The 26,376-nt window shown below is 34.6% G+C and carries 18 protein-coding genes and 1 pseudogene; 16 read left to right on the top strand and 3 right to left on the bottom strand.

Annotated features, from left to right (window positions below; all coding sequences use genetic code 11):
• Window positions 1-343: 343 nt before the first annotated feature.
• The 9 genes and pseudogenes from BJS11_RS14140 to gtfB form a co-directional block, all read left to right on the top strand.
• A pseudogene (locus BJS11_RS14140) lies at window positions 344-7,327 on the top strand (lectin-like domain-containing protein); the annotation flags it as partial.
• A 1,473-nt stretch (window positions 7,328-8,800) separates the two neighbouring features.
• Complete coding sequence (locus tag BJS11_RS13565; RefSeq protein WP_148114206.1) at window positions 8,801-9,112, top strand: LPXTG cell wall anchor domain-containing protein; 312 nt, start codon at window positions 8,801-8,803, stop codon at window positions 9,110-9,112.
• A 146-nt stretch (window positions 9,113-9,258) separates the two neighbouring features.
• Window positions 9,259-10,461: an accessory Sec system protein translocase subunit SecY2 gene (gene secY2 / locus BJS11_RS04620; RefSeq protein WP_069995520.1), complete on the top strand. Its 1,203-nt coding sequence runs from the start codon at window positions 9,259-9,261 to the stop codon at window positions 10,459-10,461.
• Window positions 10,462-10,471: 10 nt separating this feature from the next.
• Window positions 10,472-12,019: an accessory Sec system protein Asp1 gene (gene asp1 / locus BJS11_RS04615; protein ID WP_069995423.1), complete on the top strand. Its 1,548-nt coding sequence runs from the start codon at window positions 10,472-10,474 to the stop codon at window positions 12,017-12,019.
• On the top strand, window positions 12,019-13,578 hold the full coding sequence (gene asp2, locus BJS11_RS04610; protein WP_069995424.1) for an accessory Sec system protein Asp2: 1,560 nt from the start codon (window positions 12,019-12,021) through the stop codon (window positions 13,576-13,578). The genes asp1 and asp2 overlap by 1 nt, the downstream gene beginning before the upstream one ends.
• Window positions 13,565-14,533, top strand: a complete 969-nt coding sequence (gene asp3, locus BJS11_RS04605; RefSeq protein WP_069995425.1) for an accessory Sec system protein Asp3 — start codon at window positions 13,565-13,567, stop codon at window positions 14,531-14,533. The genes asp2 and asp3 overlap by 14 nt, the downstream gene beginning before the upstream one ends.
• Window positions 14,517-16,904: an accessory Sec system translocase SecA2 gene (secA2, locus tag BJS11_RS04600; protein WP_069995426.1), complete on the top strand. Its 2,388-nt coding sequence runs from the start codon at window positions 14,517-14,519 to the stop codon at window positions 16,902-16,904. Before asp3 ends, secA2 begins: the two co-directional genes overlap by 17 nt.
• A 16-nt stretch (window positions 16,905-16,920) precedes the next feature.
• A complete protein-coding gene (gene gtfA, locus BJS11_RS04595; protein ID WP_069995427.1) occupies window positions 16,921-18,429 on the top strand; it encodes an accessory Sec system glycosyltransferase GtfA in 1,509 nt (502 codons plus the stop codon).
• Window positions 18,422-19,753, top strand: coding sequence for an accessory Sec system glycosylation chaperone GtfB (gtfB, locus tag BJS11_RS04590; protein WP_069995428.1), 1,332 nt, complete (start codon window positions 18,422-18,424; stop codon window positions 19,751-19,753). Before gtfA ends, gtfB begins: the two co-directional genes overlap by 8 nt.
• 103 nt (window positions 19,754-19,856) lie before the next feature.
• Here the strand turns inward: gtfB and BJS11_RS04585 are convergent, their stop codons facing one another.
• Window positions 19,857-20,249: a hypothetical protein gene (locus BJS11_RS04585; RefSeq protein WP_069995429.1), complete on the bottom strand. Its 393-nt coding sequence runs from the start codon at window positions 20,247-20,249 to the stop codon at window positions 19,857-19,859.
• A 256-nt stretch (window positions 20,250-20,505) separates the two neighbouring features.
• On the opposite strand from BJS11_RS04585, the gene BJS11_RS04580 reads away from it, so the two are divergent.
• On the top strand, window positions 20,506-21,120 hold the full coding sequence (locus BJS11_RS04580) for a DUF5067 domain-containing protein (RefSeq protein WP_069995430.1): 615 nt from the start codon (window positions 20,506-20,508) through the stop codon (window positions 21,118-21,120).
• An 85-nt stretch (window positions 21,121-21,205) separates the two neighbouring features.
• On the opposite strand, the gene BJS11_RS04575 is transcribed toward BJS11_RS04580, so the two are convergent.
• Window positions 21,206-21,985 carry a carbon-nitrogen family hydrolase gene (locus BJS11_RS04575; protein WP_069995431.1) on the bottom strand — a complete coding sequence of 260 codons (780 nt, stop codon included), beginning with the start codon at window positions 21,983-21,985 and terminating at the stop codon, window positions 21,206-21,208.
• The gene (locus BJS11_RS04570) at window positions 21,982-22,647 is read right to left on the bottom strand and encodes an MBL fold metallo-hydrolase (protein WP_142351577.1); all 666 of its coding nucleotides are present in this window, start codon (window positions 22,645-22,647) and stop codon (window positions 21,982-21,984) included. The genes BJS11_RS04575 and BJS11_RS04570 overlap by 4 nt, the downstream gene beginning before the upstream one ends.
• 104 nt (window positions 22,648-22,751) lie before the next feature.
• On the opposite strand from BJS11_RS04570, the gene BJS11_RS04565 reads away from it, so the two are divergent.
• From BJS11_RS04565 to BJS11_RS04540, 6 genes are all read left to right on the top strand, one after another.
• Entirely contained in the window at window positions 22,752-23,093 is a 342-nt protein-coding gene (locus BJS11_RS04565) for a winged helix-turn-helix transcriptional regulator (protein WP_069995432.1), read from the top strand.
• Window positions 23,094-23,354: 261 nt separating this feature from the next.
• Window positions 23,355-23,768 (top strand): DUF4064 domain-containing protein, encoded by a 414-nt coding sequence (locus tag BJS11_RS04560; RefSeq protein ID WP_069995433.1) that lies wholly within the window; start codon window positions 23,355-23,357, stop codon window positions 23,766-23,768.
• Complete coding sequence (locus tag BJS11_RS04555) at window positions 23,758-24,150, top strand: DUF5084 family protein (RefSeq protein WP_069995434.1); 393 nt, start codon at window positions 23,758-23,760, stop codon at window positions 24,148-24,150. The genes BJS11_RS04560 and BJS11_RS04555 overlap by 11 nt, the downstream gene beginning before the upstream one ends.
• Before the next feature lie 39 nt (window positions 24,151-24,189).
• Window positions 24,190-24,858, top strand: a complete 669-nt coding sequence (locus BJS11_RS04550) for a DUF5079 family protein (protein ID WP_069995435.1) — start codon at window positions 24,190-24,192, stop codon at window positions 24,856-24,858.
• Between the two features lie 57 nt (window positions 24,859-24,915).
• The gene (locus BJS11_RS04545) at window positions 24,916-25,548 is read left to right on the top strand and encodes a DUF5079 family protein (RefSeq protein WP_069995436.1); all 633 of its coding nucleotides are present in this window, start codon (window positions 24,916-24,918) and stop codon (window positions 25,546-25,548) included.
• A 48-nt stretch (window positions 25,549-25,596) separates the two neighbouring features.
• Window positions 25,597-26,265 (top strand): DUF5079 family protein, encoded by a 669-nt coding sequence (locus tag BJS11_RS04540; protein ID WP_069995437.1) that lies wholly within the window; start codon window positions 25,597-25,599, stop codon window positions 26,263-26,265.
• The last annotated feature ends 111 nt before the right edge of the window (window positions 26,266-26,376 follow it).

Below are 26,376 nucleotides of genomic sequence, written 5' to 3'. Positions count from 1 at the left end.
CGGCAGGGAACACAAAACCTTTATTAGAAAATTTGATTTCTGTCCCCCTCTCTTGATTATAGTAAAATCTATATAGCTCGTATCGTCCTCTATTGTATATGTTGTGTAACTATTAACAGCTTACGATGGAGTGAAGATTATGGGCTTTTTATTATGAAATTTTTAAAGCAGGGAACTTAATATTAAAAATCAAACTAGTATAATGTTAAAATCCTAAAATTCTATTATCAAATTATTAAAGATTTCAAATGAAGAGTATATAGAAATAGTTTGTAAAATAGATTATTTTCATAGTAAAATATGATACAATTAATTGAAAATTTTAAGTTGACGGGGTAAAAACATGTCTAGAAAGCAAAAAGCTTTGAATTCAAGTTTAACAGAAGAAAAAGTAAGATTTAAATTATACAAATCTGGCAAACAATGGGTTAAAGCTGGATTGAAAGAGTTTGAACTGTTAAGAATTATGGGAATTCCTTTTTATAGTAGAAGTATAGTGAAAAGTAAAAATGAAATTAATGAAGAAAAAGGGAGCGTACTAGCAAAACATGTGGGTAAAACATCAGTCATGCTAGGAGGTGCTTTAACGGTAAATCTCCTTAATGATCATTATGCATTTGCTGATTCGGAACCGCTTGTTACTTCAGAATTATCATCGTATAGTGAGACAGTAGCAACTCAAAATTCTACTAAAATCAATAATACAAGTGGAACTTTTGATAATAATTCAGTTTCGTCAAATTCCGAAGAAAGTAAAGTTTCCTCTTCTGAAAATAATGTAAAAAGTTCAGAATCTACTAGTAGTAGCACAATCAATAAAGATGCAAGTGCAAAAATAACTAGTAATACAGCAACTGTTGAGAAATCTATGAGTGATTCTCAAACTAGCGAATCATCAATTGAAAATAAAACAACAAGTGAAATACAGTCAATGAATGCATTAACTGAATATGAAAGTGAAAGTAACACCAAGGATATAATTATTTCGTCAGCAGAAAAAATGTCAAATGAGGCACAAATTAAGAGCAACTCATTGGCTCAAAGTACATCTATAGAAAATAAACAGCAAGTTTCTTCAAGTTTAACTACCTCAGAATCTAAACAAAACACTCAAACTTCTAATTCTATTACTTCAACAGTAAATAGTAATAATGTAGCTATTCCAACAAACTTAAGAAGTGTTAGTAGAATAGCAGCAACGACTTTGGCTGCTACAGCTGCGACTGTTCAATCTGATAACGTCGTAGTTACAAAAGATAATTTTAATGACAATATGAAACTATCTGGTAGTGCAACTTTTAATCAAAATACGGGTGTTGTTACTCTCACACCTGATCAGAATAGTTTAAAAGGCGCGGTCTCTCTTAATACTAAAATTAACTCTAATAAAAGCTTCCGTTTTGAAGGAAAAGTTAATCTAGGTAATAAATATGAAGGGAAAAGTATAAATGGTCAAACTGGTGGAGATGGTATAGGTTTTGCATTTTCACCGGGTGCTTTGGGAGAAACAGGAAAAGAAGGTGCAGCGGTAGGTATTGGAGGATTGAAAAATGCATTTGGTTTCAAATTAGATACTTATCATAATACTTCTAAACCTAGTGCATCAGCGAGTGCGAATGCAGACCCATCAAAAGTTGCTGGTGGTGGCGCATTTGGAGCATTTGTGACTACAAATGCTACCGGTGTAGCAAGTACTTATGTTTCTTCTAATCCGGCTGAAGATGCAGTTAAATTAAAAGTACAACCGGAAGATAATTCGTTCCAAAATTTTATTATTGACTATAATGGTGACACTAAAGTAATGACGATAAATTATGCGGGACAAATATGGACAAGGAATATATCAGATTGGATTCAGAAGAGTGGATCAACTAACTTTTCTTTATCAATTACAGCATCAACTGGTGGAGCAAGTAATTTACAACAGATACAATTTGGTACGTTTACTTATACGGAATCAGCCGTAGCTCAAGCGAAATATGTAGACATAACAACGGGTAAAGAAATTTTGCCACCTCAAAAATTAACTGGTGATGTAGATAGTACCGTGACATTGAACGATCAAAATACTGCGATTACTAATAAAGGTTATGTTTTCGTATCTACAGATAGTTCAAACGCACCTAACTATAATGCAACATCAAAAGCAGTGAAATTAACCAATCAAGGACAAACAGTTATTTATTATTATAAAGATATTAAAGCGCCAACTGTGCAAATAGCAAATCAAACAAAAGAAGTAGGTACAGCAATTGCACCTATTGTAATAACGGCAACTGACAATAGTGGTGATACATTAACTAATCAAGTTACAGGTTTGCCAAGTGGATTAACATATAACCCTACAACAAATAGTATAGTAGGCACACCAACACAAGTAGGTAATTCAATGGTATCAGTAATTACTACTGACAGTACTGGTAATAGTACAACGACTCAATTTTCAATTAATATTGTCGATACAACAGCACCGAAAGTCACGCCAATTGCAAACCAAACAAAAGAAGTGTTTAGGCCAATAGATGACATTATTATTATTGCAACGGATAATAGTGGTACTACAGTGACTAATACTGTTTCTGGACTACCAGATGGTGTTACTTTTGATCCATCTACAAATAAAATTAGCGGTATACCAAAAACTATTGGATCATCAACGGTTACGGTTGTTTCAGTAGACAATCAAGGTAATAAAACAACAACTATATTTAATTTGAATATTACTAATAACATTGAGAGTGATTCTATTTCAACTAGTAATTCAATATCGTTGAAAGATTCAACAAGCGCGAGCACGTCATTAAGTACATCGGTGTCAGGATCAGATAGTGCATCAGTGAGTGATTCAGACAGTGAGTCAACGTCAATGAGTACATCAGTAAGCGATTCAGACAGTGAGTCAACGTCATTAAGTACGTCAGTGAGCGATTCGGATAGTGCATCAACATCATTGAGTACGTCAGTAAGTGATTCAGATAGTGCATCGACATCAATGAGTACATCAGTGAGTGACTCAGATAGCGAGTCAACATCACTAAGTACATCAGTGTCGGAATCAGATAGTGCATCAACATCATTGAGTACATCAGTATCAGATTCAGATAGTGAGTCAACGTCATTAAGTACGTCAGTAAGTGATTCAGACAGTGCCTCAACATCACTGAGTACATCAGTAAGTGATTCAGACAGCGCATCAACATCACTAAGCACATCAGTAAGTGATTCAGACAGCGAGTCAACGTCGTTGAGTACGTCAGTAAGTGATTCAGACAGTGAGTCAACGTCATTAAGTACATCAGTGAGCGATTCAGATAGTGAGTCAACATCACTAAGTACATCCGTAAGTGATTCAGACAGCGAGTCAACGTCGTTGAGTACGTCAGTAAGTGATTCAGACAGTGAGTCAATGTCATTAAGTACATCAGTGAGTGATTCAGACAGTGAGTCAACGTCATTGAGTACGTCAGTAAGTGATTCAGACAGCGAGTCAACATCGTTGAGTACATCAGTAAGTGATTCAGACAGCGAGTCAACGTCATTAAGTACGTCAGTGAGCGATTCGGATAGTGCCTCAACGTCGTTGAGTACATCAGTGAGCGATTCAGATAGTGAGTCAACATCACTAAGTACATCAGTGTCGGAATCAGATAGTGCATCAACATCATTGAGTACATCAGTGAGCGATTCAGATAGTGAGTCAACGTCATTAAGTACGTCAGTGAGCGATTCGGATAGTGCCTCAACGTCGTTGAGTACATCAGTGTCGGAATCAGATAGTGCATCAACATCATTGAGTACAGCAGTAAGTGATTCAGACAGCGAGTCAACGTCGTTGAGTACGTCAGTAAGTGATTCAGACAGCGAGTCAACGTCGTTGAGTACGTCAGTAAGTGATTCAGACAGTGAGTCAACGTCATTAAGTACATCAGTGAGTGATTCAGACAGTGAGTCAACGTCATTAAGTACGTCAGTGAGTGATTCAGATAGTGCCTCAACGTCGTTGAGTACATCAGTGAGCGATTCAGATAGTGAGTCAACATCATTGAGTACATCGGTGTCAGGATCAGACAGTGAGTCAACATCATTGAGTACATCGGTGTCAGGATCAGACAGTGCGTCGACATCATTGAGTACGTCAGTGTCGGAATCAGATAGTGAGTCAACATCATTGAGTACGTCAGTAAGTGATTCAGACAGTGAGTCAACATCAATGAGTACATCAGTATCAGATTCAGACAGTGAGTCAACGTCATTAAGTACGTCAGTAAGTGATTCAGATAGTGCATCGACATCATTGAGTACGTCAGTGAGTGACTCAGACAGCGAGTCAACGTCATTAAGTACGTCAGTAAGTGATTCAGACAGTGCGTCGACATCACTAAGTACGTCAGTGAGTGATTCAGATAGTGAGTCAACGTCATTAAGTACATCAGTAAGCGATTCAGACAGCGAGTCAACGTCGTTGAGTACGTCAGTAAGTGATTCAGACAGTGCGTCGACATCACTAAGTACGTCAGTGAGTGACTCAGATAGCGAGTCAACATCACTAAGTACATCAGTAAGTGATTCAGACAGCGCCTCAACATCATTGAGTACGTCAGTGAGTGACTCAGATAGCGAGTCAACATCACTAAGTACATCAGTAAGTGATTCAGACAGTGAGTCAACGTCGTTGAGTACGTCAGTGTCGGAATCAGATAGTGCGTCAACGTCATTAAGTACGTCAGTGAGCGATTCGGATAGTGCCTCAACATCGTTGAGTACATCCGTAAGTGACTCAGACAGCGCATCAACGTCGTTGAGTACGTCAGTGAGTGACTCAGACAGCGCCTCAACGTCATTAAGTACGTCAGTAAGTGATTCAGACAGTGAGTCAACGTCGTTGAGTACATCAGTGAGCGATTCAGATAGTGCATCAACATCATTGAGTACGTCAGTAAGTGATTCAGATAGTGAGTCAACGTCATTAAGTACATCAGTAAGTGATTCAGACAGCGAGTCAACGTCGTTGAGTACGTCAGTAAGTGATTCAGACAGTGCGTCGACATCACTAAGTACGTCAGTGAGTGATTCAGATAGTGAGTCAACGTCATTAAGTACATCAGTAAGCGATTCAGACAGCGAGTCAACGTCGTTGAGTACATCCGTAAGTGATTCAGATAGTGCCTCAACATCGTTGAGTACATCAGTGTCAGGATCAGACAGTGCGTCGACATCACTAAGTACATCAGTGAGTGATTCAGATAGCGCGTCAACATCACTAAGTACATCAGTGTCGGAATCAGATAGTGCCTCAACGTCGTTGAGTACATCAGTGAGCGATTCAGATAGTGCATCAACATCATTGAGTACGTCAGTAAGTGATTCAGATAGTGAGTCAACATCAATGAGTACATCAGTGAGTGACTCAGATAGCGAGTCAACGTCATTAAGTACATCAGTGAGTGATTCAGATAGCGCATCAACATCGTTGAGTACATCCGTAAGTGATTCAGATAGTGAGTCAACATCATTAAGTACATCAGTGTCGGGATCAGATAGTGAGTCAACGTCATTAAGTACATCAGTGAGCGATTCAGATAGTGCATCAACATCACTGAGTACGTCAGTGAGTGACTCAGACAGCGCATCAACATCATTAAGTACATCAGTAAGTGATTCAGACAGCGCCTCGACATCACTAAGTACATCCGTAAGTGATTCAGATAGTGAGTCAACATCACTAAGTACATCAGTAAGTGATTCAGACAGTGCCTCAACATCAATGAGTACATCAGTAAGTGATTCAGACAGCGAGTCAACGTCGTTGAGTACGTCAGTAAGTGATTCAGACAGTGCGTCGACATCACTAAGTACGTCAGTGAGTGACTCAGATAGCGAGTCAACGTCGTTGAGTACATCAGTAAGTGATTCAGACAGCGCCTCAACATCATTGAGTACGTCAGTGAGTGACTCAGATAGCGAGTCAACATCACTAAGTACATCAGTAAGTGATTCAGACAGTGAGTCAACGTCGTTGAGTACGTCAGTGTCGGAATCAGATAGTGCGTCAACGTCATTAAGTACGTCAGTGAGCGATTCGGATAGTGCCTCAACATCGTTGAGTACATCCGTAAGTGACTCAGACAGCGCCTCAACGTCGTTGAGTACGTCAGTGAGTGACTCAGACAGCGCCTCAACGTCATTAAGTACGTCAGTGAGTGATTCAGACAGTGCCTCAACATCATTGAGTACGTCGGTGAGCGATTCAGATAGTGAGTCAACATCATTGAGTACGTCAGTGTCGGAATCAGATAGTGAGTCAACATCATTGAGTACGTCAGTGAGTGACTCAGACAGCGCCTCAACGTCATTAAGTACGTCAGTAAGTGATTCAGATAGTGCATCGACATCACTAAGTACGTCAGCGAGTGACTCAGACAGCGCCTCAACATCATTAAGTACATCCGTAAGTGATTCAGATAGTGAGTCGACATCGTTGAGTACGTCAGTAAGTGATTCAGACAGTGAGTCAACATCAATGAGTACATCAGTGAGTGACTCAGATAGCGAGTCAACGTCATTAAGTACATCAGTGAGTGATTCAGACAGTGCATCTACATCATTGAGTACGTCAGTGAGTGACTCAGACAGCGCCTCTACATCACTAAGTACATCCGTAAGTGATTCAGATAGTGAGTCGACATCGTTGAGTACGTCAGTAAGCGATTCAGACAGTGCGTCAACGTCATTAAGTACATCAGTAAGCGATTCAGGCAGCGCATCAACGTCGTTGAGTACATCCGTAAGTGATTCAGATAGCGCGTCAACGTCATTAAGTACATCAGTGAGTGATTCAGATAGTGCGTCAACATCACTAAGTACGTCAGTAAGCGATTCAGACAGTGCATCGACATCAATGAGTACATCAGTATCAGGATCAGACAGTACATCAACATCATTAAGTACGTCGGTGAGCGATTCAGATAGTGAGTCAACATCAATGAGTACATCAGTGAGTGACTCAGATAGCGCGTCAACGTCGTTGAGTACGTCAGTAAGTGATTCAGACAGTGAGTCAACGTCATTAAGTACGTCAGTGAGTGATTCGGACAGTGAGTCAACGTCATTAAGTACGTCAGTGAGTGATTCGGACAGTGAGTCAACGTCATTAAGTACGTCAGTGAGTGATTCGGACAGTGAGTCAACGTCATTAAGTACATCAGTGAGTGATTCAGATAGCGTATCTACATCACTAAGTACGTCAGTGAGTGACTCAGATAGCGAGTCAACATCACAAAGTACATCAGTAAGTGATTCGGACAGTGAGTCAACGTCATTAAGTACATCAGTGAGTGATTCAGATAGCGCATCGACATCACTAAGTACATCAGTAAGTGATTCGGATAGTGAGTCAACATCATTGAGTACATCAGTAAGTGATTCAGACAGCGCCTCAACGTCGTTGAGTACGTCAGTAAGTGATTCAGACAGTGAGTCAACGTCATTAAGTACGTCAGTGAGTGATTCGGACAGTGAGTCAACGTCATTAAGTACATCAGTAAGTGATTCGGATAGTGCGTCAACATCACTAAGTACGTCAGTGAGCGATTCAGACAGTGCGTCGACATCATTGAGTACGTCGGTAAGTGGTTCAGATAGTGCATCGACGTCGTTGAGTACATCCGTAAGTGATTCAGATAGCGCGTCAACGTCAGTAAGTGATTCAGACAGTGCATCGACATCAATGAGTACATCAGTATCAGGATCAGACAGTGTATCAACATCAATGAGTACATCAGTGAGTGATTCAGATAGTGCATCAACATCACTAAGTACATCAGTGAGTGATTCAGACAGCGCCTCAACGTCGTTGAGTACATCAGTGAGTGACTCAGACAGCGCCTCAACATCACTAAGTACATCAGTAAGTGATTCAGACAGCGCCTCAACGTCGTTGAGTACGTCAGTAAGTGATTCAGACAGTGAGTCAACGTCATTAAGTACGTCAGTGAGTGATTCGGACAGTGAGTCAACGTCATTAAGTACATCAGTGAGTGATTCAGATAGCGTATCAACATCACTAAGTACGTCAGTGAGTGACTCAGATAGCGAGTCAACGTCATTAAGTACATCAGTGAGTGATTCAGATAGTGCGTCAACATCACTAAGTACGTCAGTAAGTGATTCAGACAGTGCATCGACATCAATGAGTACATCAGTATCAGGATCAGACAGTGTATCAACATCAATGAGTACATCAGTGAGTGATTCAGACAGTGCATCAACATCATTGAGTACATCAATAAGTGATTCAGATAGCGAGTCAACATCAATGAGTACATCAGTAAGTGATTCAGACAGCGCCTCAACGTCGTTGAGTACGTCAGTAAGTGATTCAGATAGTGCATCGACATCAATGAGTACATCAGTGAGTGACTCAGATAGCGAGTCAACATCGTTGAGTACATCAGTATCAGGATCGGACAGCGCGTCAACGTCAATGAGTACATCAGTAAGTGATTCGGATAGTGCGTCAACATCACTAAGTACGTCAGTGAGCGATTCAGACAGTGCGTCGACATCATTGAGTACGTCGGTAAGTGGTTCAGATAGTGCATCGACATCAATGAGTACGTCAGTGCCAAATTCAACAAGTGGATCAGATAGCATATCCATATCACAAAGTACATCAGCATCTAACTCGACAAGTGGATCAGATAGCATATCCATATCACAAAGTACATCAGCATCTAACTCGACAAGTGGATCGAATAGCATATCAACATCACAAAGTACATCAGTAAGTAGTTCAAATAGCATGAGTACATCAGTGATACATTCAGAGTCAAATAACGAAAGTAATAACATTTCAACATCAAGTAGTCATTTTGACAGTGCGTCAACATCATTAAGCACTTCAGAGATAGCTGTGAGTCCATCAACAGATTCACAAATTAATAAAGGGTCTGAGGCAAGTCATCGTGCGAAGCAAACTGAAGCATTACCAGAAACAGGTCAATCCTCTGATAATCAATCAGGATTAATTGGCGCAGTATTAACAATGCTTGCAGGTCTTGGCTTAGTTAGAAAATCTAAAAAGCAATCAAAAGAAAACAAAGATAAATTTTAATTCAGGTTTTCAGTAAAAAAAGAGGCTAAGAGATAAATCATTTTAAACTCCATAAATTTTATGGTTTTAAAATGATAATATCCTTAGCCTTTTTGATATAATGATATAAAAAGAGGTATATTGTGAAAAATAAATTTACAAAGTATATTTTTAAGCAAAATGAATACAAAGTCCTTTATAAAAGATTGCTGTTCACTTGCTTAATTTTATTTATATATATATTAGGAAGTAATATTTCGTTAATTGCCGAAAATGGGGTACAGAAACAGGATAATACATTTTACAAAATAGCAGTTTCAAATATGGGTGGAGATATTCATACACTGAATATTTTCTCATTAGGATTAGGACCGTGGCTAACTGCATTAATCTTCTTTAGTCTGTTGGCGTATAAAAATATGGATAAAGCTTCTCGACAAACGCGTAAGGAGAAGCATTATAAAGAAAAAATATTAACGTTAGTCCTTAGTATTATTCAGGGATACTTTGTAATTCATGAATATGTAATTAAAGATAAAATTCATTCGGAAAATATATTCATTTTACTTTTAGTAATAGTAACGGGGACAATGTTATTGGTTTGGCTAGCAGATCAAAATGTAAGATATGGTGTAGCAGGTCCCATGCCAATTGTATTAATGAGTATAGTGAAATCTTTATTCCAACAGAAATTAGCAACGCTGCATACAAGTACTTTAATATTAGTTTTTATTGTTGCAGCTATTGTCGTAGCACTGTTTATTTTGTTAGTGATGGAACTTATAGAATATCGAATAAATTATCGAGATATTATGAACTTTGAAAATCAAGAAATCAAAAAGTATCTTGCATGGAAAATAAACCCAGCAGGCAGCATTTCAATCATGATAAGTGTGTCTGTGTTTATCATACTGAATAATGTACTGAATTTGTTGTTAAGTATGACAATACAACACAAGGACATACCGATTCAGTTACTTACATTTAATAATGCAACGGGTATTACATTGTATATGTTTTTACAAATTATATTAGGTTACTTGTTATCTAGATTTATTTTAAACACAAAAAATAAATCGAAAGACTTTCTGAGATCTGGTAATTATTTTGTAGGGATTCAACCAGGTGAAGCAACTGAAAGATTTTTAAATAAGAAAGCTCGAAAAATATGTTGGATTGGATCAATCATTGTCGCATGCATTATTGCAGTGCCATTATACAGTACATTGTTTGTTCCACAATTAGCACAACAAATTTATTTTGCAATACAGTTAATCGTATTAGTGTATATCGGTATTAATATTGCAGAAACGATAAAAACGTATTTATATTTTGATAAATATAAGAGATTTTTGAACAAGTATTGGTGAGGAGCTATTTATGAAATATTTTATTCCAGCGTGGTATGACAAAGAGGTATGGTGGAGAAATCAGTCTGTACCGTTTTACCATCAACGCAAAGTTTCTGAATTCGATGAAATGATTAGTTTGATGCATATGCACCATCAGAATAAGGTGGGGTTTCAAACGTTAATATTAAATTATCATCCAGACCTAAGAACATTTCTCCATAGACATGATTTATTTGAAATAAATTATTGGTCTTTATTTGATGATATACAAGGGTTTCAACATCAAACACCAAAACCTATTGACTTTAAGGAATTAAAATGGCCAGAAGGAACAGAATTTGTCTATACACCGTATCTTGTGAGATGTATAACGGGTAAAAACGAATATTCAAATGTTTATTTTAATCAAGATGGTTATATCGTGTGGATTGAAGTGTTTGAACATAAGGTGCGGATGAAGCGCTATATATTAGATGATAGAGGTTTTTTATCTGCTATTCGTTACTTTGATTCAGATGGCCAACCTGACAAACAAGAATATATGACAATTAATGGGGATTGCATTCTGACTGAAAATATTAAAAATAATGAAGTTACGGTAACAGAAACTTATTTAGAAATGTTTAATGCTTCTAGTTATGCGCGAATGGATTTATTAATACAAGAGAAATTGGCAGCATATGTTACTAAAAGAAAAGATGTGAATACAGTTATTATTGCAGCTGACGAGCGTCATAATACTTTTTTATCGTCTACACTGGAATCATTCAAAATATGTTTTTCAATCTTTAAAAATAGGAACTATCCAATGTCAGAAATGCAACTTTCATCAATCAAACATAGTGATTATTGGTTAGTTGATTTAGTAGATAGTGAGCAGATGCTAGAAAAATATAAAATGCAACAAGACCTTGCCTCCAAAATAATGCGTATCACACCATTTGATGCTCAAGTCTTTCCGAATATTAGTAGTCAACTATATGAAACGTATATCGGAATTTGGATAGACGGTTTGTCAGATGAAATACTACAGACATTATTAAACCAGATGAGAATTTATATAGGGCAGAATGATGATATGAGAATTATTTTATTAAGCCAAAAAGAAGTCAAAGATGCCCCAACATGGTTAAAAGACCAAATTAAAGAGATTAATGATGGGCGTAATACTATCGGTGAAACTGAAGATGGTATTGCAGCTCTGTTAGCTGAAGAAGAAGAATATATGACTGTAATAGAACTTGAACATGTACCATTTGAAACAGATATCATTGAAATCGTTTCGAAATTACGAATCATTATTGATTTGAATCAAGAACCCAATTTATTTTTACAAATTAGTAGTATCAGTGCGTGTATTCCTCAAATTAATATAAGACACACGGATTACGTGAAAGACAAAGTGAATGGATTAGTTATTTCAGATATTAGCAGTGTTCTTCCGGCTTTAGATTATTTTTTAGAGCATTTAAAAAATTGGAACTATGCTTATGCTTATTCTATAAAATTAGTTGAAGCCTTTGCCTCTGAAAAAATTATTGAACGTTTAAACCATTTTATAGAAGGTGATTTATAATGGCGCGACAATTTAATGTATTGCAGATAGGTGGCACTGACTTAGAATATGTCGTTGAGCATAAGAAACAAGTAGTATGGGATTATTTAGACGTGTCACTATTTCAAAGTGATCAAGACTATATACAAAGTGTGAAAGATGTATTAGAAACAAATGGTAAATTTGATTTTATTTTTGTTCAAACATCGTATTCTCATGATTTATTAGAAGTTTTAAATTTAGTAAGTACGCCATATAATACGTATATTGACGAACATTACTGGGGACCTGATTTTGAACAATCATTAATTGCAAGAAATAATTTCATAAAACCATTGTCATATGAGTCGCAGGTTATGCTTGAAGAAAAGTTACAAGCTATTACATTTTCAGGTCAATATGGAGATAAAATATATCCTAAATATTGTACTGTTAATCCAAATTTTAGTGGAGAAATGGAATACATTGGTAATAAGTATTTAGTGTTATCTGGAGATTTTGGAGAAATTCATTCCCCTGTTGCTTCATGGAGAAATACCGTGGTTTGTGATAAAGAGAAGGGTACTCAAATTTGGCCGGAATTTAAGACGGAAGGCACTGTTAAAGTTGAATATATATTTAGAGTCATTCAAAGTGGTACCGTTGATACTGTGATTGAAGAACACATTGTTGATGAGCAAGCATTACAATATCCTATAGAAATTAAAGCGAGACCTAAGGAAGCGTATGTGAGCGTTTCTGTAAAGGCAAGTGGTGAAGGGAAATTATATATTGGTGCGATTCATAAACGATGGTCACGTAAAGAATTGGGTCAATTTATTTTAGGTGGAAAGCGTTTCGTTGATGAAAATAGAGAAGAATTTTTCCACTATTTCAATCCAGGTGATATGAAACCACCACTAAATGTGTATTTTAGTGGTTACCGTTCTCAAGAAGGATTTGAAGGATACTTTATGATGAATGGTCTCGATGCACCGTTTTTATTAATTAGTGATCCAAGAATTGAAGGTGGCGCATTTTATCTGGGGTCTGAAGCGTATGAAAATGAGATTCAAACGATTATTCAGGAAAAGTTAGCATGGTTAGGCTTTGAGTCACAGGATTTAATTCTATCAGGTTTATCTATGGGATCTTTTGGCGCACTTTATTATGGTGCACGTTTGAACCCAGCAGGCGTTGTGATAGGTAAACCGTTAATTAACGTGGGCACAGTCGCAGATAATATGACATTGAAACGCCCGGAAGACTTCGGTACGGCATTAGATGTTTTGATGAAAAATGAAGGCGATTTAACTCAGAGTGATATTAATAAATTGAATAGGAAATTTTGGGATGTCATGCAACAAGCAACATTGACAGATACGACATTTGCTATTGCGTACATGAAACATGATGACTATGATACAAGGGCATTTGCAGAATTGTTACCCTTATTGAGCAGTCAACAAGCTAGAGTTATGAGTCGTGCAGTACCAGGGCGACACAATGATGACTCACCGACGATTACAAGTTGGTTTGTAAATTTTTATCATATTATTTTAGAAAGTAGATTTGGGAGAGTTAAAAATGAAAGTAAATAAACAATTCACAATAAGATGGAATCACACAGATAAATCTACATTTTTATATGGTACAAAGTTAAATTTTAAACCTACAGAAACAATTTTTGAAAATGTATTGATGCCTTCAGGAATTATAATTCAAGAATGGAAAATGTTAAGTACCTATGATATTGATAAAACAACGCCTCAGTTACCAATCTTAGAAAAGGGTCAAGATTATCAATTCAATTTTGATTACGATGTGACGCCTGAAGCAGCCATTTACTTTAAAATTATTTTTTATCGTAAAAATGGGGCAGTGATTCGTCATCAAATTATCAAGCAAAAACGGGAAAGTGTTGCTTATCCTAAAGATGCCTATGCATATAAAATTCAAATGATTAATGCAGCAGCGACGCACTTGAAATTCAAAAAAATTAGTATAGAAGATGATCAGGTATTAAAAGCAAATCACACAGGTATTGAAATAAGTGAGTTGAAAAATACAAACATTTTGTTAAACGTATTAAATTTAGTAATTGAAGAACCATCAATGGACGAAGTACTACCTTTATCAAATCAAGCTATTCAACATATTCAAAATGTCATAGTCGTACGCAATTGGAATACAGAAAGTTTGCATAGCAATTTACAAATTTTAATAGACTATTTAAAAAAGCAAAGCATAAACAAACAGATTAGGCTTATAGGGTATGGCCCTCAATCAAATGAATTAGCGAAAGCGCTAAATCGGATTGTTCAAAGTGAAGTCTATATAACATCACATAGAGATTTACAATTGGCACAATACTTAAAGACTGAATTAAATAACTTGAGCAATATAAATGGCCACACACCTTATATATATTTCAACCATGAAACGCAAAGCGATGAATTGAATGTTTTCAGAAATATACTCAACCATGCACGTTACTTAAAATACTTAGAACGCAGTCTTATTAATAGTGAGGTTAGTCATGAAACAAAAAATTAATTCGACAGTCAATCGTATTCGGTTAAATAAAGTCCAACGAGTACTTAAGAAAGTAAATGTTTATAGCGAACAATTTCAGTTATGTAGCGATATAGAGCTACAAGCTAAGACGGAGTCGTTCAAAGTGATGTTGTCAGAAGGTAAGATGACCTTAGATCAATTATTGCCAGAAGCGTATGCTGTAGTAAGAGAAGCAAGTCGACGTGTTTTAGGTATGTATCCTAAAGATGTACAAGTGATGGGGGCTATTGTGCTTCATCAAGGCAATATAGCTGAGATGCAGACCGGTGAAGGTAAGACATTGACTGCAACCATGCCACTTTATTTGAATGCTTTAACAGGGAAAGGTGCTTATCTAATCACTACAAACGATTATCTTGCAAAGAGAGATTTTTTAGAAATGCAACCACTTTACGAATGGCTAGGTTTATCTTCCACATTAGGTTTTGTTGATATTGTGGATTATGAATATGGACCAGGTGAAAAGCGAGCAATATTTGAGCATGATATTATTTATACAACGAATGGTAGACTTGGTTTTGATTATTTGATTGATAACTTAGCAGATAATCTAGAAAATAAATTTTTACCTAATTTAAATTTTGCAATTATAGATGAAGTAGATTCTATTATTTTAGATGCTGCTCAAACACCTTTAGTTATTTCTGGGGCACCAAGAGTACAATCTAACTTGTTTCATATCGTTAAACGTTTTGTCGAAACAATGGATGGGCAAGATTTTAAACTTAATAAATCTAAGAAAGAAGTTTGGTTAACAGATAAAGGAATTCAAGCGGCAAACAAATATTTCAACGTATCGAATATTTATGATGAGCCTTATTTTGATTTAGTCCGCAACATAAACTTGGCGATACGTGCACAACATTTATTTGATATTAATCTAGATTACTTTATTCAAAATGGTGAAATCATACTAATTGATCGTATTACAGGGAGAATGCTACCCGGCACGAAAATGCAAGCCGGCTTACATCAAGCTATAGAAGCTAAGGAAGATGTAGAAATTTCCAAAGATCTAAGTGTTATGGCTACGATTACTTTCCAAAATTTGTTTAAGCAATTTGATAATTTTTCAGGAATGACAGCAACTGGTAAATTAGGAGAACAAGAATTTTTTGAATTGTACTCAAAAATTGTCGTTCAAATCCCAACAGATAAAGTTGTTCAACGTAAGGACTATGAAGATAAAGTTTTTATCAATATAGAAGATAAAAATAGTGCTATTTTAGATGCAGTCGTGGCCTACCACAATGAACAACGTCCAGTACTTTTGATCACACGTACTGCAGAAGCAGCAGAAGCATTTTCAGCAGCACTCTTTCAAATGGATATCCCCAACAACTTGCTTATTGCACAAAATGTAGCGAAAGAAGCCCAAATGATTGCAGAAGCAGGTTATTTATCAGCAGTTACCGTTGCGACGAGTATGGCAGGTAGAGGAACTGATATTAAGTTGGACAAAGGGGTTCATGAACTTGGTGGTCTTGCTGTAATTATCAGTGAACATATGGAAAATAGCCGTGTAGATAGGCAATTACGTGGAAGAGCAGGGCGTCAAGGCGACCCTGGAAGCTCTCAAATCTATATTTCATTAGATGATTATCTCGTCCAAAGGTGGGGAGACGGAAAACTTAAAAATAATCAAAGGCTCAACAACTATGACTCTAATAGTCTTGAAAATAGTCGTGTCTTCCAACACAGAGTGAAACACAGCGTGAATAAGGCTCAACGTGTTTCAGAAGAACAAGGCGTCAAAATGCGCGAAATGGCTAATGAATATGAAAAAAGTATTAGTATACAAAGAGAACTTGTATACGCAGAACGCGACAGAATCTTGGAAATGATTCAAAGTGATGATTTCAATTTAGATAGATTGGCACAAGATGTATTTGAATATGCATTGAACAAAGAGGTACATCTAACACAAGAAAGCCTGATGCATTATATTTATAATAATATTAGTTTTAAATTTGAAGGTAAAATGACAAGTATTCAGACGCAAAGTAAAGAAGCAGCAATACAAAGTTTGATGCATCAATTTCATGAACAAATGGCAGAGAACAAACAAAAACTTAAAAATGATTACTTTTATTTAAACTATGTTCGCAAAGCAATATTGAAAGCTGTGGATAGTGGTTGGATTGACCAAGTTGACAACTTGCAACAGTTGAAAGCAAGTGTAGGCAACCGTCAAAATGGTCAACGCAATGCTATTTTTGAGTATCATAAAGTCGCATTGGACGCTTATGATCAAATGATTATTAAAATTAAGCGCAATATGATTAGAAACTTATGTCAGAGTATGATTACCTATGATGAATACGATGATTTAGTTATACATTTTCCATAAAATGAGGTGAGTATGCATGACAATATATAATATAAATTTTGGAATTGGTTGGGCAAGTAGTGGAGTAGAGTATGCTCAAGCCTACCGTGCAAAGTTGTTAAGACAGTCGAATCAAAACATAAAATTTGTCTATTTAGATTTTATACAAAATGAGAACATACAAACACTTACGAGTAATATGGGTTTTCATGATAATGAGATTATTTGGTTGTATCAATATTTTACAGACATTAAAATTGCACCTACAACTTTTACGATAGATGATTTGAAAAACACGCTAGGTGAAGCGGTTATACGCACTGAGCAAATTGATAAAAAAGTAAGATTATTTCTAAATAATAATCAAACCTTCGTGACGTGTTATTTGAAAAATCATGATGAACCGTATGTTGACCGTGCTGAATTTGTAATTAATGGTATTTTAGTAAGAAAAGATTTCTATAGCTATGTACGTGTATTTTCTGAGTATTATGCACCTTTTGAAAATCGTGCAAAAATTTATATGCGACAATTCTATAATGAGGATGGTTCTATTGCATATAATGAATATGTAGATGGGGACGAGAGTACATTTGCATTTGACGATGCCAAGCTATATAGTAAGGCAGAGTTTGTCGGCTATTTCATACGTCGATTGCAGTTAACATCGAAAGATATGATTATTTTAGACCGAGCGACAAAAATAGGACAAGCTGTGCTTCAACATAAAGGTCCAAGTAAAATAGGTGTTGTTGTACACGCGGAACATTTCAGTAACAACATTATGAATGACTCACATATTTTATGGAATAATTATTATGAATATCAATTTTCAAATGCAAAAGATATTGATTTCTTTATCACTGCAACAGATTTACAAAATAAAATCCTGAGTACACAATTTCAAAAATATAAAGGATTTCAACCTAATATCTACACGATACCAGTTGGAAGCTTAGCGTCATTACAACAACCGCAAAACAGACGACAACCGTACGCTATCATTACGGCTTCAAGACTTGCGAGTGAAAAACATATTGATTGGCTTGTTCGTGCAGTCATTAAAGCGAAACAAAAAGTACCGGAACTTACATTTGATATTTACGGTGAAGGCGGAGAGAAAAAGAATATTTCAGATATAATCCTGCAACATGAAGCTGAATCATATATTCGACTTTTAGGGCATGTGAAATTAGATGATGTTTACAGTCAATATGAGTTGTTTGTATCAGCCTCAACAAGTGAAGGATTTGGGTTAACGCTTATGGAAGCAGTAGGATCAGGGTTAAGTATGATAGGCTTTGATGTTAATTACGGTAATCCAACATTTATTAAGCACAATGAAAACGGGTACCTAGTACCTATCTCGTTGAAAGAAGATAGCACTGATGACATTGTTGAACGCATAGCGCAGTATATCATTGCATATTTTGAAGGTAATATGGCAAATCCACATCGTACTTCTTATAACATTGCAAGGGACTTTTTAACCCCAAAAATTGAGCAGAAATGGCAAAATCTTATAGAAGAGGTGTTACATGATTAATTTATTTGAACATTATAATCAAATGACGGAACAGTTGCATCAAACTTTGAAACTTGCCGGCCATGATAATGAAACAATTGTCATTCATGAGGATGGTTTCTTGCCAGACGAGATTCATTCACCATATAAATTTTTTGCCAGTTATAACGTTGAAAATGATAATGCTAACGCTAAATTTTTTAATGATGTAGAAATTCCACAATATTGGGAAATTGAAGGCAATAATGATCAGGCTCTAATTCTAGATATGGGCAACATTCGCGGTAAAATTTTTTATAAAAAACACTATGAAAATCGAATAGTAAATCATGTAGAGTGGCTTGACCAACATGGCACAGTTCGTTTTATTGACTATTATACAAAGCACGGTGTCAAATTCGCACAAATGACTTTGGATGCCCAAGGCGAACCGATTCTAAAAAAATATATGAACCAACAAGGACAAGAAGTATTTTATGAAAATTATAAAACGCAAACCATTGTGTTGGATTGGAAGGGGAAAACATATCTATTTGAATCGCAAGTCGCATTTTTAATATTTTATTTGAAACAAATTGAAGCGGATTTAACAGAAATAGTTATTAATTCACTAGCAACGCCGTTCTCAGTCACTTACAATTTAGATTCGCCAGGGCGTGATTTATTATTCTGGCAAGAACATAGTAATGGTGAAATTCCAGGGAATATGCAACTTATTCTTAATGGACGAACAAAGCGTCAGACACGCGTGCTTATTCCAGATAAAGAAGAATTTTATTCGATATATGGTCAGCTTGAAGAAAATAGTCAGAGTTTAGTCGCTTCTGCTGGTTACATTTATCAGTACAAAAAAGAAAATAAACATCAAAAGCAGGCACTGATTATGACCAATTCTGATCAAATCATCAATCTTGAGTCCATTGTGAAAGCAAACGAAGATATTGATTTCTATATTGGTGCGATTACAGAGATGTCATCAAAACTGTTAGATCTAGGACAGTATCAAAATGTTAAATTGTTCCCAGCGATTGATAAGGAAACAATTGAAACGCTATATGCATTATGTGACATATATTTAGATATTAATGAAGGCAACGAAATAGAAAATGCAGTGAAAAAAGCCTTTGATTACGATTTATTGATTTTAAGTTATACAGATGTTACGCATAATCACACTGTGACTGCGCAACAACATCGATTTGATAAATTCAATGATTCTGAAAAACTGAAACTGTATATACAACAAATTTATCAACAAGCTTCAAATTTTGAAAAAGCATTAAACGTCCAGCATGCCCATGCTAACGAAATAACAGCTGAAGCGTTTAATCAAGCACTCCAATAATAGTTGATAAACGAGAAAAGCAGAATCCGGATATAGGATTCTGCTTTTTGTATTATAGAATATTAGGTACTAACATCACTGTTTGTTGTTGTTAAATGGTGTGCTATACGAATTTGCCATTTTCAAAGATGACGCGTTCTTTTTCTCCTTTAATAAATGCATTATAGTTATCGTTTTGGAAATCAGATAATAATAATTTAGAAGTGCCATATTTGAAATTATCTGCTACAAATTCAATGTACATTTTTCTATATAGCAATCCGTCTTTTAATGTAATGCGTTGCAAGGCGCCCTCTGTGATAGATTCTGCAAGGCGGTGTTCAAAAGTCTTAAAGCTAGTGAAGACACATGCTTTGAATGACTCACCTAAATAAAAAATATGTAACTCATTTTGTTTGTTTTGACCTACTAATAATCTCCCTTTTTCAAAATGTTCCTCAGGAAAATTCAATTCTAGAAAATCTATAATTTCCTCTTCTTTTAACTTAAATTGCATATAAAATCCCCCATTTGTTTGAAATTAGATTGTTTATACACGATTATATATTAAAAAATTAAAGTTGAGAACTTTTCTTTTTTAAATCTCATAAAAAAGTTATATTATCTCCAAATTTATGACTATTAAATACGTGTAAAACCTATTATAATTTTTGTGAATATTCCTGAAAAACAAGTTACTATTTCAAAAAGATAGTGATATACTATTTTAAGACATACATATTTATTTAATTATTATATAGGGGGATATTTAAATGAAAAAATTACTAGCTTTATTATTTGCGTCATTGCTTGTATTGACAGCGTGTGCTGCAAAAGATGATTCTTCTAAAAAGGATTCTGAAAATAAAAGCGAAGAATCATCAGATACTGCTTCAAAAGATGAAGGTGGAGAAACTGATTCAGTAGATGTTGACTCTGATTCATCAGATGAATCTAGTAAGTCAGATGCGACATTTAAAAATGACAAACTTGAAAGTAAAGACTTTGATATTGAATTGAAAGATACTAAAATTGTTAAAGCTTCAGAATATGATGAGGATGACAAACCAAGTATTGCATTAATATTTAAAGTTAAAAATAAGAGCGATAAAGAAGTTACCGCTAATTCTGCATTCTATGACGCATTTGAAGTTTATCAAAACTCTAAAGATACAAAGAGAGATTTGAGACCTGGTGGTGGCTACCAAAGTGATCTATATGAAAAATATGAAGATACTAGCACTGATAAAATAAATAAAGATGGAGAAGTTGAATCTGTCCAATTCTATAAATTGAAAGATACAAAAACACCTGTTACAGTCCAAGCCAAAGATCCATCAAATTATGAAAGAAAAGACATCGGTAAAAAAGAAATTAAATTGAACTAAAAGATACATGTGTAGAGCTAAAAGTCTATTTCCTTATTATTAGGAGATAGACTTTTTTTGAAGCGTTTCTATAAAGCATAAGATCTTAGTAAATGTCATCTAAAGTAGGTATAGCGGTGCGTTGTGAAGTGACATCTTCCGGTTGAATGTCTAATTCTAAAACCGTTTCCGATGCATCAGCTTCAATGAGAATTTGACCACTTGGATGAATGATCATTGAATGACCAGCGTAAGTATTACCTTTATGATTTGCGTGGTGAACTTGTCCAATGCTATTACAAGCAACAACAAAACAGTTGTTTTCAATTGCGCGCGCTTGCAACAATGTACGCCAATGGTGTAATTTTTTTGTCGTCCATTGCGCGACAACAAATAGAATTTCTGCACCTTCTCTGACAGATGCACGCGCAATTTCTGGATATCTTAGGTCATAACAAATAATTTGAGATGATTTAATATTATTTATATAAAAAGTATTCGGTACATTTTCACCAGATTCAAGATAATGGTGTTCATCAAGCATAGGTACTAAATGAATTTTATCGGTAACATTAATGAGTGACGTATCCTTAGATACAGCAAATGAAGTATTGTAAATAGCCTGTGCTTTCTTATTTGAAACAGAACCAGCAATAATATTCGTGTTATATTTTTGTGCCAATTTCTGGATAAAAGGTAGTGATTGTTGTAGGTTATTATCAGCTTTTTGAGATAATTGAGGTAAAGCATAACCATTATTCCACATTTCTGGAATGACAATTACATCTGCATCAGTATAATTTTTTTCTATTAAGGTACTTATTTTTACTTTATTTTTTTTAAAATTGGCTTCCGTAATTTCAAATTGAAACAGTTGTATTTTCATTGGGAGTGCTCCTTATATTTAAAGTTATAAATTGGATAGATGTCTTTTGAATAGTTTAAATCATGGCCATGTGAAGTGGTGATTAGGGCAGGACAAATGTCATCAATAATTTGACCACTGTCAATATTTTTTAGCATGTTATAGGTGAATTGATAAACTGGTGGGTGTAAATGTTCAGAATCTGAAATAAACAAATCACCACATATAAGTACTTCATCTTGCTTATGAAAAAAAACGACGTGTCCAGGTGCATGACCAGGCGTTAAAAAATATTTCAAAGGTACAGTATCAGCGCGTTCAAAAGGTAATACTCTTTGACTTACTTTTGTTTTTTCAACGCTATTTTTATTTGGATATGGCACTTCACCGTTTATAAAAGGTAGTTCATTTTCATGAGCAAATATGGGTATGTTTAATGTTTCTGAAATGATTTGTGCACCGTCTATATGATCTAAATGTCCATGCGTTAAAAAAATTGCTTTAGGTTCACCAAGAGATTGAGCTGCTTTAATCTGCAAATCAGCATAGGATGCCATACCAGTATCAATGATATAGACTTCTCTATTTTCAACGACATACCAAGTGTTGATTAATATTGGCACTCCTACTGTCATTTCGATACTTAATTTGTAAATATGTGATGAAATCTGAGTGAATTGCAATATAATCGCTTCCTTTCAATTTGTGTTATAAATAAAGGGTAGATGATTAAAAACACAGTCACAAGAAGGCACAAATAAGTAACTCGTTTCATAAGGAGGAAGTGATGACGATTAAAAGTAATATGAAATACGGAACATGTAACTATATCATTCAGAGAGGATGTCCTATAGAAGAAACGCTAAGGTTGTTAGGTGGCAAATGGAAAGGGATTATCATAAATACATTAAACGATGAATCGCATTTTTATAATTCCTTACACAGAGATATTTCAGGAATTAGTAGGAAAATACTGACAGAACAATTGACTGAACTCATCGATTTACAAATAGTTAAAAGAGAAGAAACGAATGATTATCCGAAAAAAGTTTGTTATTCATTAACTGAAAGAGGAAAATCTATTTATCCCTTAATTCAAGAAATGTCCCAGTTATTACAAAGAAATTAAACTGTATATAGATTTGAATAAGAAAGTCAGCGCATTAGATGATGCGTTGACTTTCTTTGTGTATTAATTGAAAAGCAATAAACTAAGTAATTAAATATATTGCTTGATTCAAATAAATATAAAAATATTGTTGGAAACCATAGAAATATGATGGGCAATATATTATTATGTTTATTATAAGTTTGATAAATAAAATAGTTCGAGTTTTATTTAATGATGCTTTTGGGAAGATTTTCAAATAACAGATAAGTAGGGGATTAAATGGGAAAAATGATTAAAGTGACATCACTAATTGGAATTATATTACAAAGCTTTTTAGCGTTGATTTTATTAATACTGTTGATTTTAACGATGACAGGGGTAATTAGCCCAGATTTAACTACAACAGTAAATGGTGAAGTGACTGTGCAAGATGAATCAACAGCGCAATTAACATTTGCGATTATGTTTGCTGCGTTTTTTATTGGAGCAATTATTGTAGACATATTAGGTATCGTGGGTTGGAAAAAAATGAAAACTTCGCCAAAAGCGAGTGGCATAATTTATATTATTGGAGCAGTATTAAGTTTTAACATGATTACCTTCATTGCTTGGTTAATTTGTGGCATTTTATTGATTCAACAAAATAAAAAACAAGTGGGTCAAGTAGCTCAGGATATGAGATATGAATCGTAGTTGGTGGATTGTCTTAACAATTGGTGGCATTTTATGCATGCTGAGTGTAAAAGGATTTATTTTAGGATTTGGTTGTTTTTCAATGATTGCATTGAATGCAATGTGGCTTGTCGTATACACACCGCAGCGTAATGCACGTATCTTTGAAATGGTGGCAAAACCTACAATATACCTATCGATTATAGGCACATTTTCAGTAATAACATTTATGGGAATCGTATTTTTGTTGACCATGAACCAAGGGTTTAACAGTATGGGTGAACAGATTTATGGAAATATATTCCACAGTTTTAATTTAATCGCTCTTGTATGCGGATTCATATTGTATATTGTTGGCACTGGCTTAGTATTTAAAATGCAACATATGCAGTTAAAGAAGTGAGATTTTTCAACAGTTAATCGTTAAGCATAGGGGATAATTATGGATAACAAAGAAATTCAAATAAATTGTATGGAAACAATTAGGAATTCGTATCTTATTGGATTCGCACTCGTTAATTTTATTATTTTTGGGTTTTATATGTTTATTTATTTTGTGGCAGGAGTGAAAGGTCAAATACCAATGTATATGTGGGTATATCTACTTGCTTCACTATTATTATGGTTGTTGCTTTATTTACAAGAAAAGGGAGTCATATTGAATGACTATAATAAAAATAATTATAAAAAGCGGCTAATAAGTTACTACTTAATAAATTTATTGGCAGGTTACAATATTCCATTTTTAGTAAGTTCTGCATACGTTTTTTATTTTTCTGGTTCTAGAGCTGACGCATTTACATATTGGTTAATTATTGCAGGTTTAATTGTTTTATCAGCAATTGGATTATTTATTTTTTGCGATGGTGAATTTGGTGTGATTAACGGTGAAGTAAGTACAATAAAGAAATGGATGGGTTTAGTAATGATTTTGATTCCGGCAATATCATTATTTTATCTATCAATGATAGTACCTGTAGATTCAGAAGAAAATAGAACTATATGGGTTGGAATCATATTCTTATTTTGTATTCATGTTTTAGTAGCAAGAAGTTACTTTTACCTTGGGTTACTACGTTCAGTGATCAAAGAAAGTGATATACAGCTATAATATTGGCCAATAAAGTTATTATTTTATATATCGTATTCTAATTAGAGGTGTGAGCTTTTGAAAGAGAATTTTGTGAAAAATATTAAAAAAGCATACATAAGTCCGTTTGCCATATTTATAAATGCGCTAACGTTGTTATTTAGCGCAATTATCATTTTGGATAATCATTTATTAAATAAGTTACCAATATATATATGTGTGTTTTATATTTTATGGATTATTATTAACATTATTTATCTTATACAAGAGAAAAATAAAAAGTATAAAATGAGTAAATTATCAGTAGTAAGATATCTAATCATCAACATTTTATGTGGATATAGTGTTTCAATGGCCTTTGCATCAGTATATGTATTTGGAGCTTTGAGTCAGGGGTACCTAGTTTTTGACTATTGGTTATTGGTAATAGGCGCGATTTTCTTATCGTGGTTAGGCTTACATATTTTTGCAATTAGTGAGTTCGATATAGCAAATCGTATGAGTGGTTCAATGTTTAACTTACTAGGAATAATACTTAAATTAATTTCGTTTGCGTTACTCATTTATTTAAGCGTAGTAGTTCCTGAAGTAGAAGATGTAGCCAATTTCATTTGGGGGAGCATCATCATAATCATATGTTCTGATTTACTCATTGGACGTTCTTATTTTAATTATGCATTTTATTTATCATCTATTGAAGATAAAAATTAGAAAGTATGATAAGAACTTCAATATATAGAAAATTTTTAAGGGATAATTATGGATAACAAAGAAATTCAAATAAAATGTATGGAAACAATTAGGAATTCGTATCTTATTGGATTCGCACTCGTTAATTTTATTATTTTCGGGTTTTATATGTTCATTTATTTTGTGGCAGGAGTGAAGGGACAAGTACCAATGTATATGTGGGTATATTTAGTTGTATCACTATTATTATGGCTGTTGCTTTATTTACAAGAAAAAGGAATCATATTGAAAAACTATAATAAAGACAACTATAAAAAGCGAATAGCAAGTTATTATTTCATCAATTTATTGGCAGGATATAATATTCCATTTTTAATAAGCTCTGGGTACGTTTTTTATTTTTCTGGTTCTAGAGCAGACGCATTTACATATTGGTTAATTATTGCAGGTTTAATTGTTTTATCAGCAATTGGATTATTTGTTTTTTGCGATGGTGAATTTGGCGTGATTAATGATTTAGGCAGAGGAATAAAAAAATTATTAGGATTTATATTAGTTTTAATATCATTCATATCCTTGTTTTACTTATCATTGATATTACCTGTAGATTCAGAGGAAAACAAAATGATTTGGATGGGGATGATCATGTTATTTTGTGCTCATTTACTTATCGCTAGAACTTATTTTTTCTTGGCGTTTCTCCGTGTAGAAATTAAAGAACATGGCAAACAATTATAATCTGTTATTAAGAATTTAAACTAGAGGTGTGCGCTTTTGAAAGAGAATTTTGTGAAAAATATTAAAAAGCATACATAAGTCCGTTTGCCGTGTATATAAATGCGCTAACAT

It is taken from the genome of Staphylococcus caeli (genome assembly GCF_900097965.1).
Classification (GTDB): Bacteria; Bacillota; Bacilli; order Staphylococcales; family Staphylococcaceae; genus Staphylococcus; species Staphylococcus caeli.
The sequence above is the reverse complement of the archived record's forward strand: the minus strand, read 5'-3'. Positions and strand labels throughout refer to the sequence as shown.

Bases quoted from the DNA above. Each gene is read 5' to 3' on its own strand.
- BJS11_RS13565 (WP_148114206.1), top strand. From the start codon at position 8,801: ATGAGTACATCAGTGATACATTCAGAGTCAAATAACGAAAGTAATAAC.
- asp1 (WP_069995423.1), top strand. From the start codon at position 10,472: ATGAAATATTTTATTCCAGCGTGGTATGACAAAGAGGTATGGTGGAGA.
- asp2 (WP_069995424.1), top strand. From the start codon at position 12,019: ATGGCGCGACAATTTAATGTATTGCAGATAGGTGGCACTGACTTAGAA.
- asp3 (WP_069995425.1), top strand. From the start codon at position 13,565: ATGAAAGTAAATAAACAATTCACAATAAGATGGAATCACACAGATAAA.
- secA2 (WP_069995426.1), top strand. From the start codon at position 14,517: ATGAAACAAAAAATTAATTCGACAGTCAATCGTATTCGGTTAAATAAA.
- gtfA (WP_069995427.1), top strand. From the start codon at position 16,921: ATGACAATATATAATATAAATTTTGGAATTGGTTGGGCAAGTAGTGGA.
- gtfB (WP_069995428.1), top strand. From the start codon at position 18,422: ATGATTAATTTATTTGAACATTATAATCAAATGACGGAACAGTTGCAT.
- BJS11_RS04585 (WP_069995429.1), bottom strand. From the start codon at position 20,249: ATGCAATTTAAGTTAAAAGAAGAGGAAATTATAGATTTTCTAGAATTG.
- BJS11_RS04580 (WP_069995430.1), top strand. From the start codon at position 20,506: ATGAAAAAATTACTAGCTTTATTATTTGCGTCATTGCTTGTATTGACA.
- BJS11_RS04575 (WP_069995431.1), bottom strand. From the start codon at position 21,985: ATGAAAATACAACTGTTTCAATTTGAAATTACGGAAGCCAATTTTAAA.
- BJS11_RS04565 (WP_069995432.1), top strand. From the start codon at position 22,752: ATGACGATTAAAAGTAATATGAAATACGGAACATGTAACTATATCATT.
- BJS11_RS04560 (WP_069995433.1), top strand. From the start codon at position 23,355: ATGGGAAAAATGATTAAAGTGACATCACTAATTGGAATTATATTACAA.
- BJS11_RS04555 (WP_069995434.1), top strand. From the start codon at position 23,758: ATGAATCGTAGTTGGTGGATTGTCTTAACAATTGGTGGCATTTTATGC.
- BJS11_RS04550 (WP_069995435.1), top strand. From the start codon at position 24,190: ATGGATAACAAAGAAATTCAAATAAATTGTATGGAAACAATTAGGAAT.
- BJS11_RS04540 (WP_069995437.1), top strand. From the start codon at position 25,597: ATGGATAACAAAGAAATTCAAATAAAATGTATGGAAACAATTAGGAAT.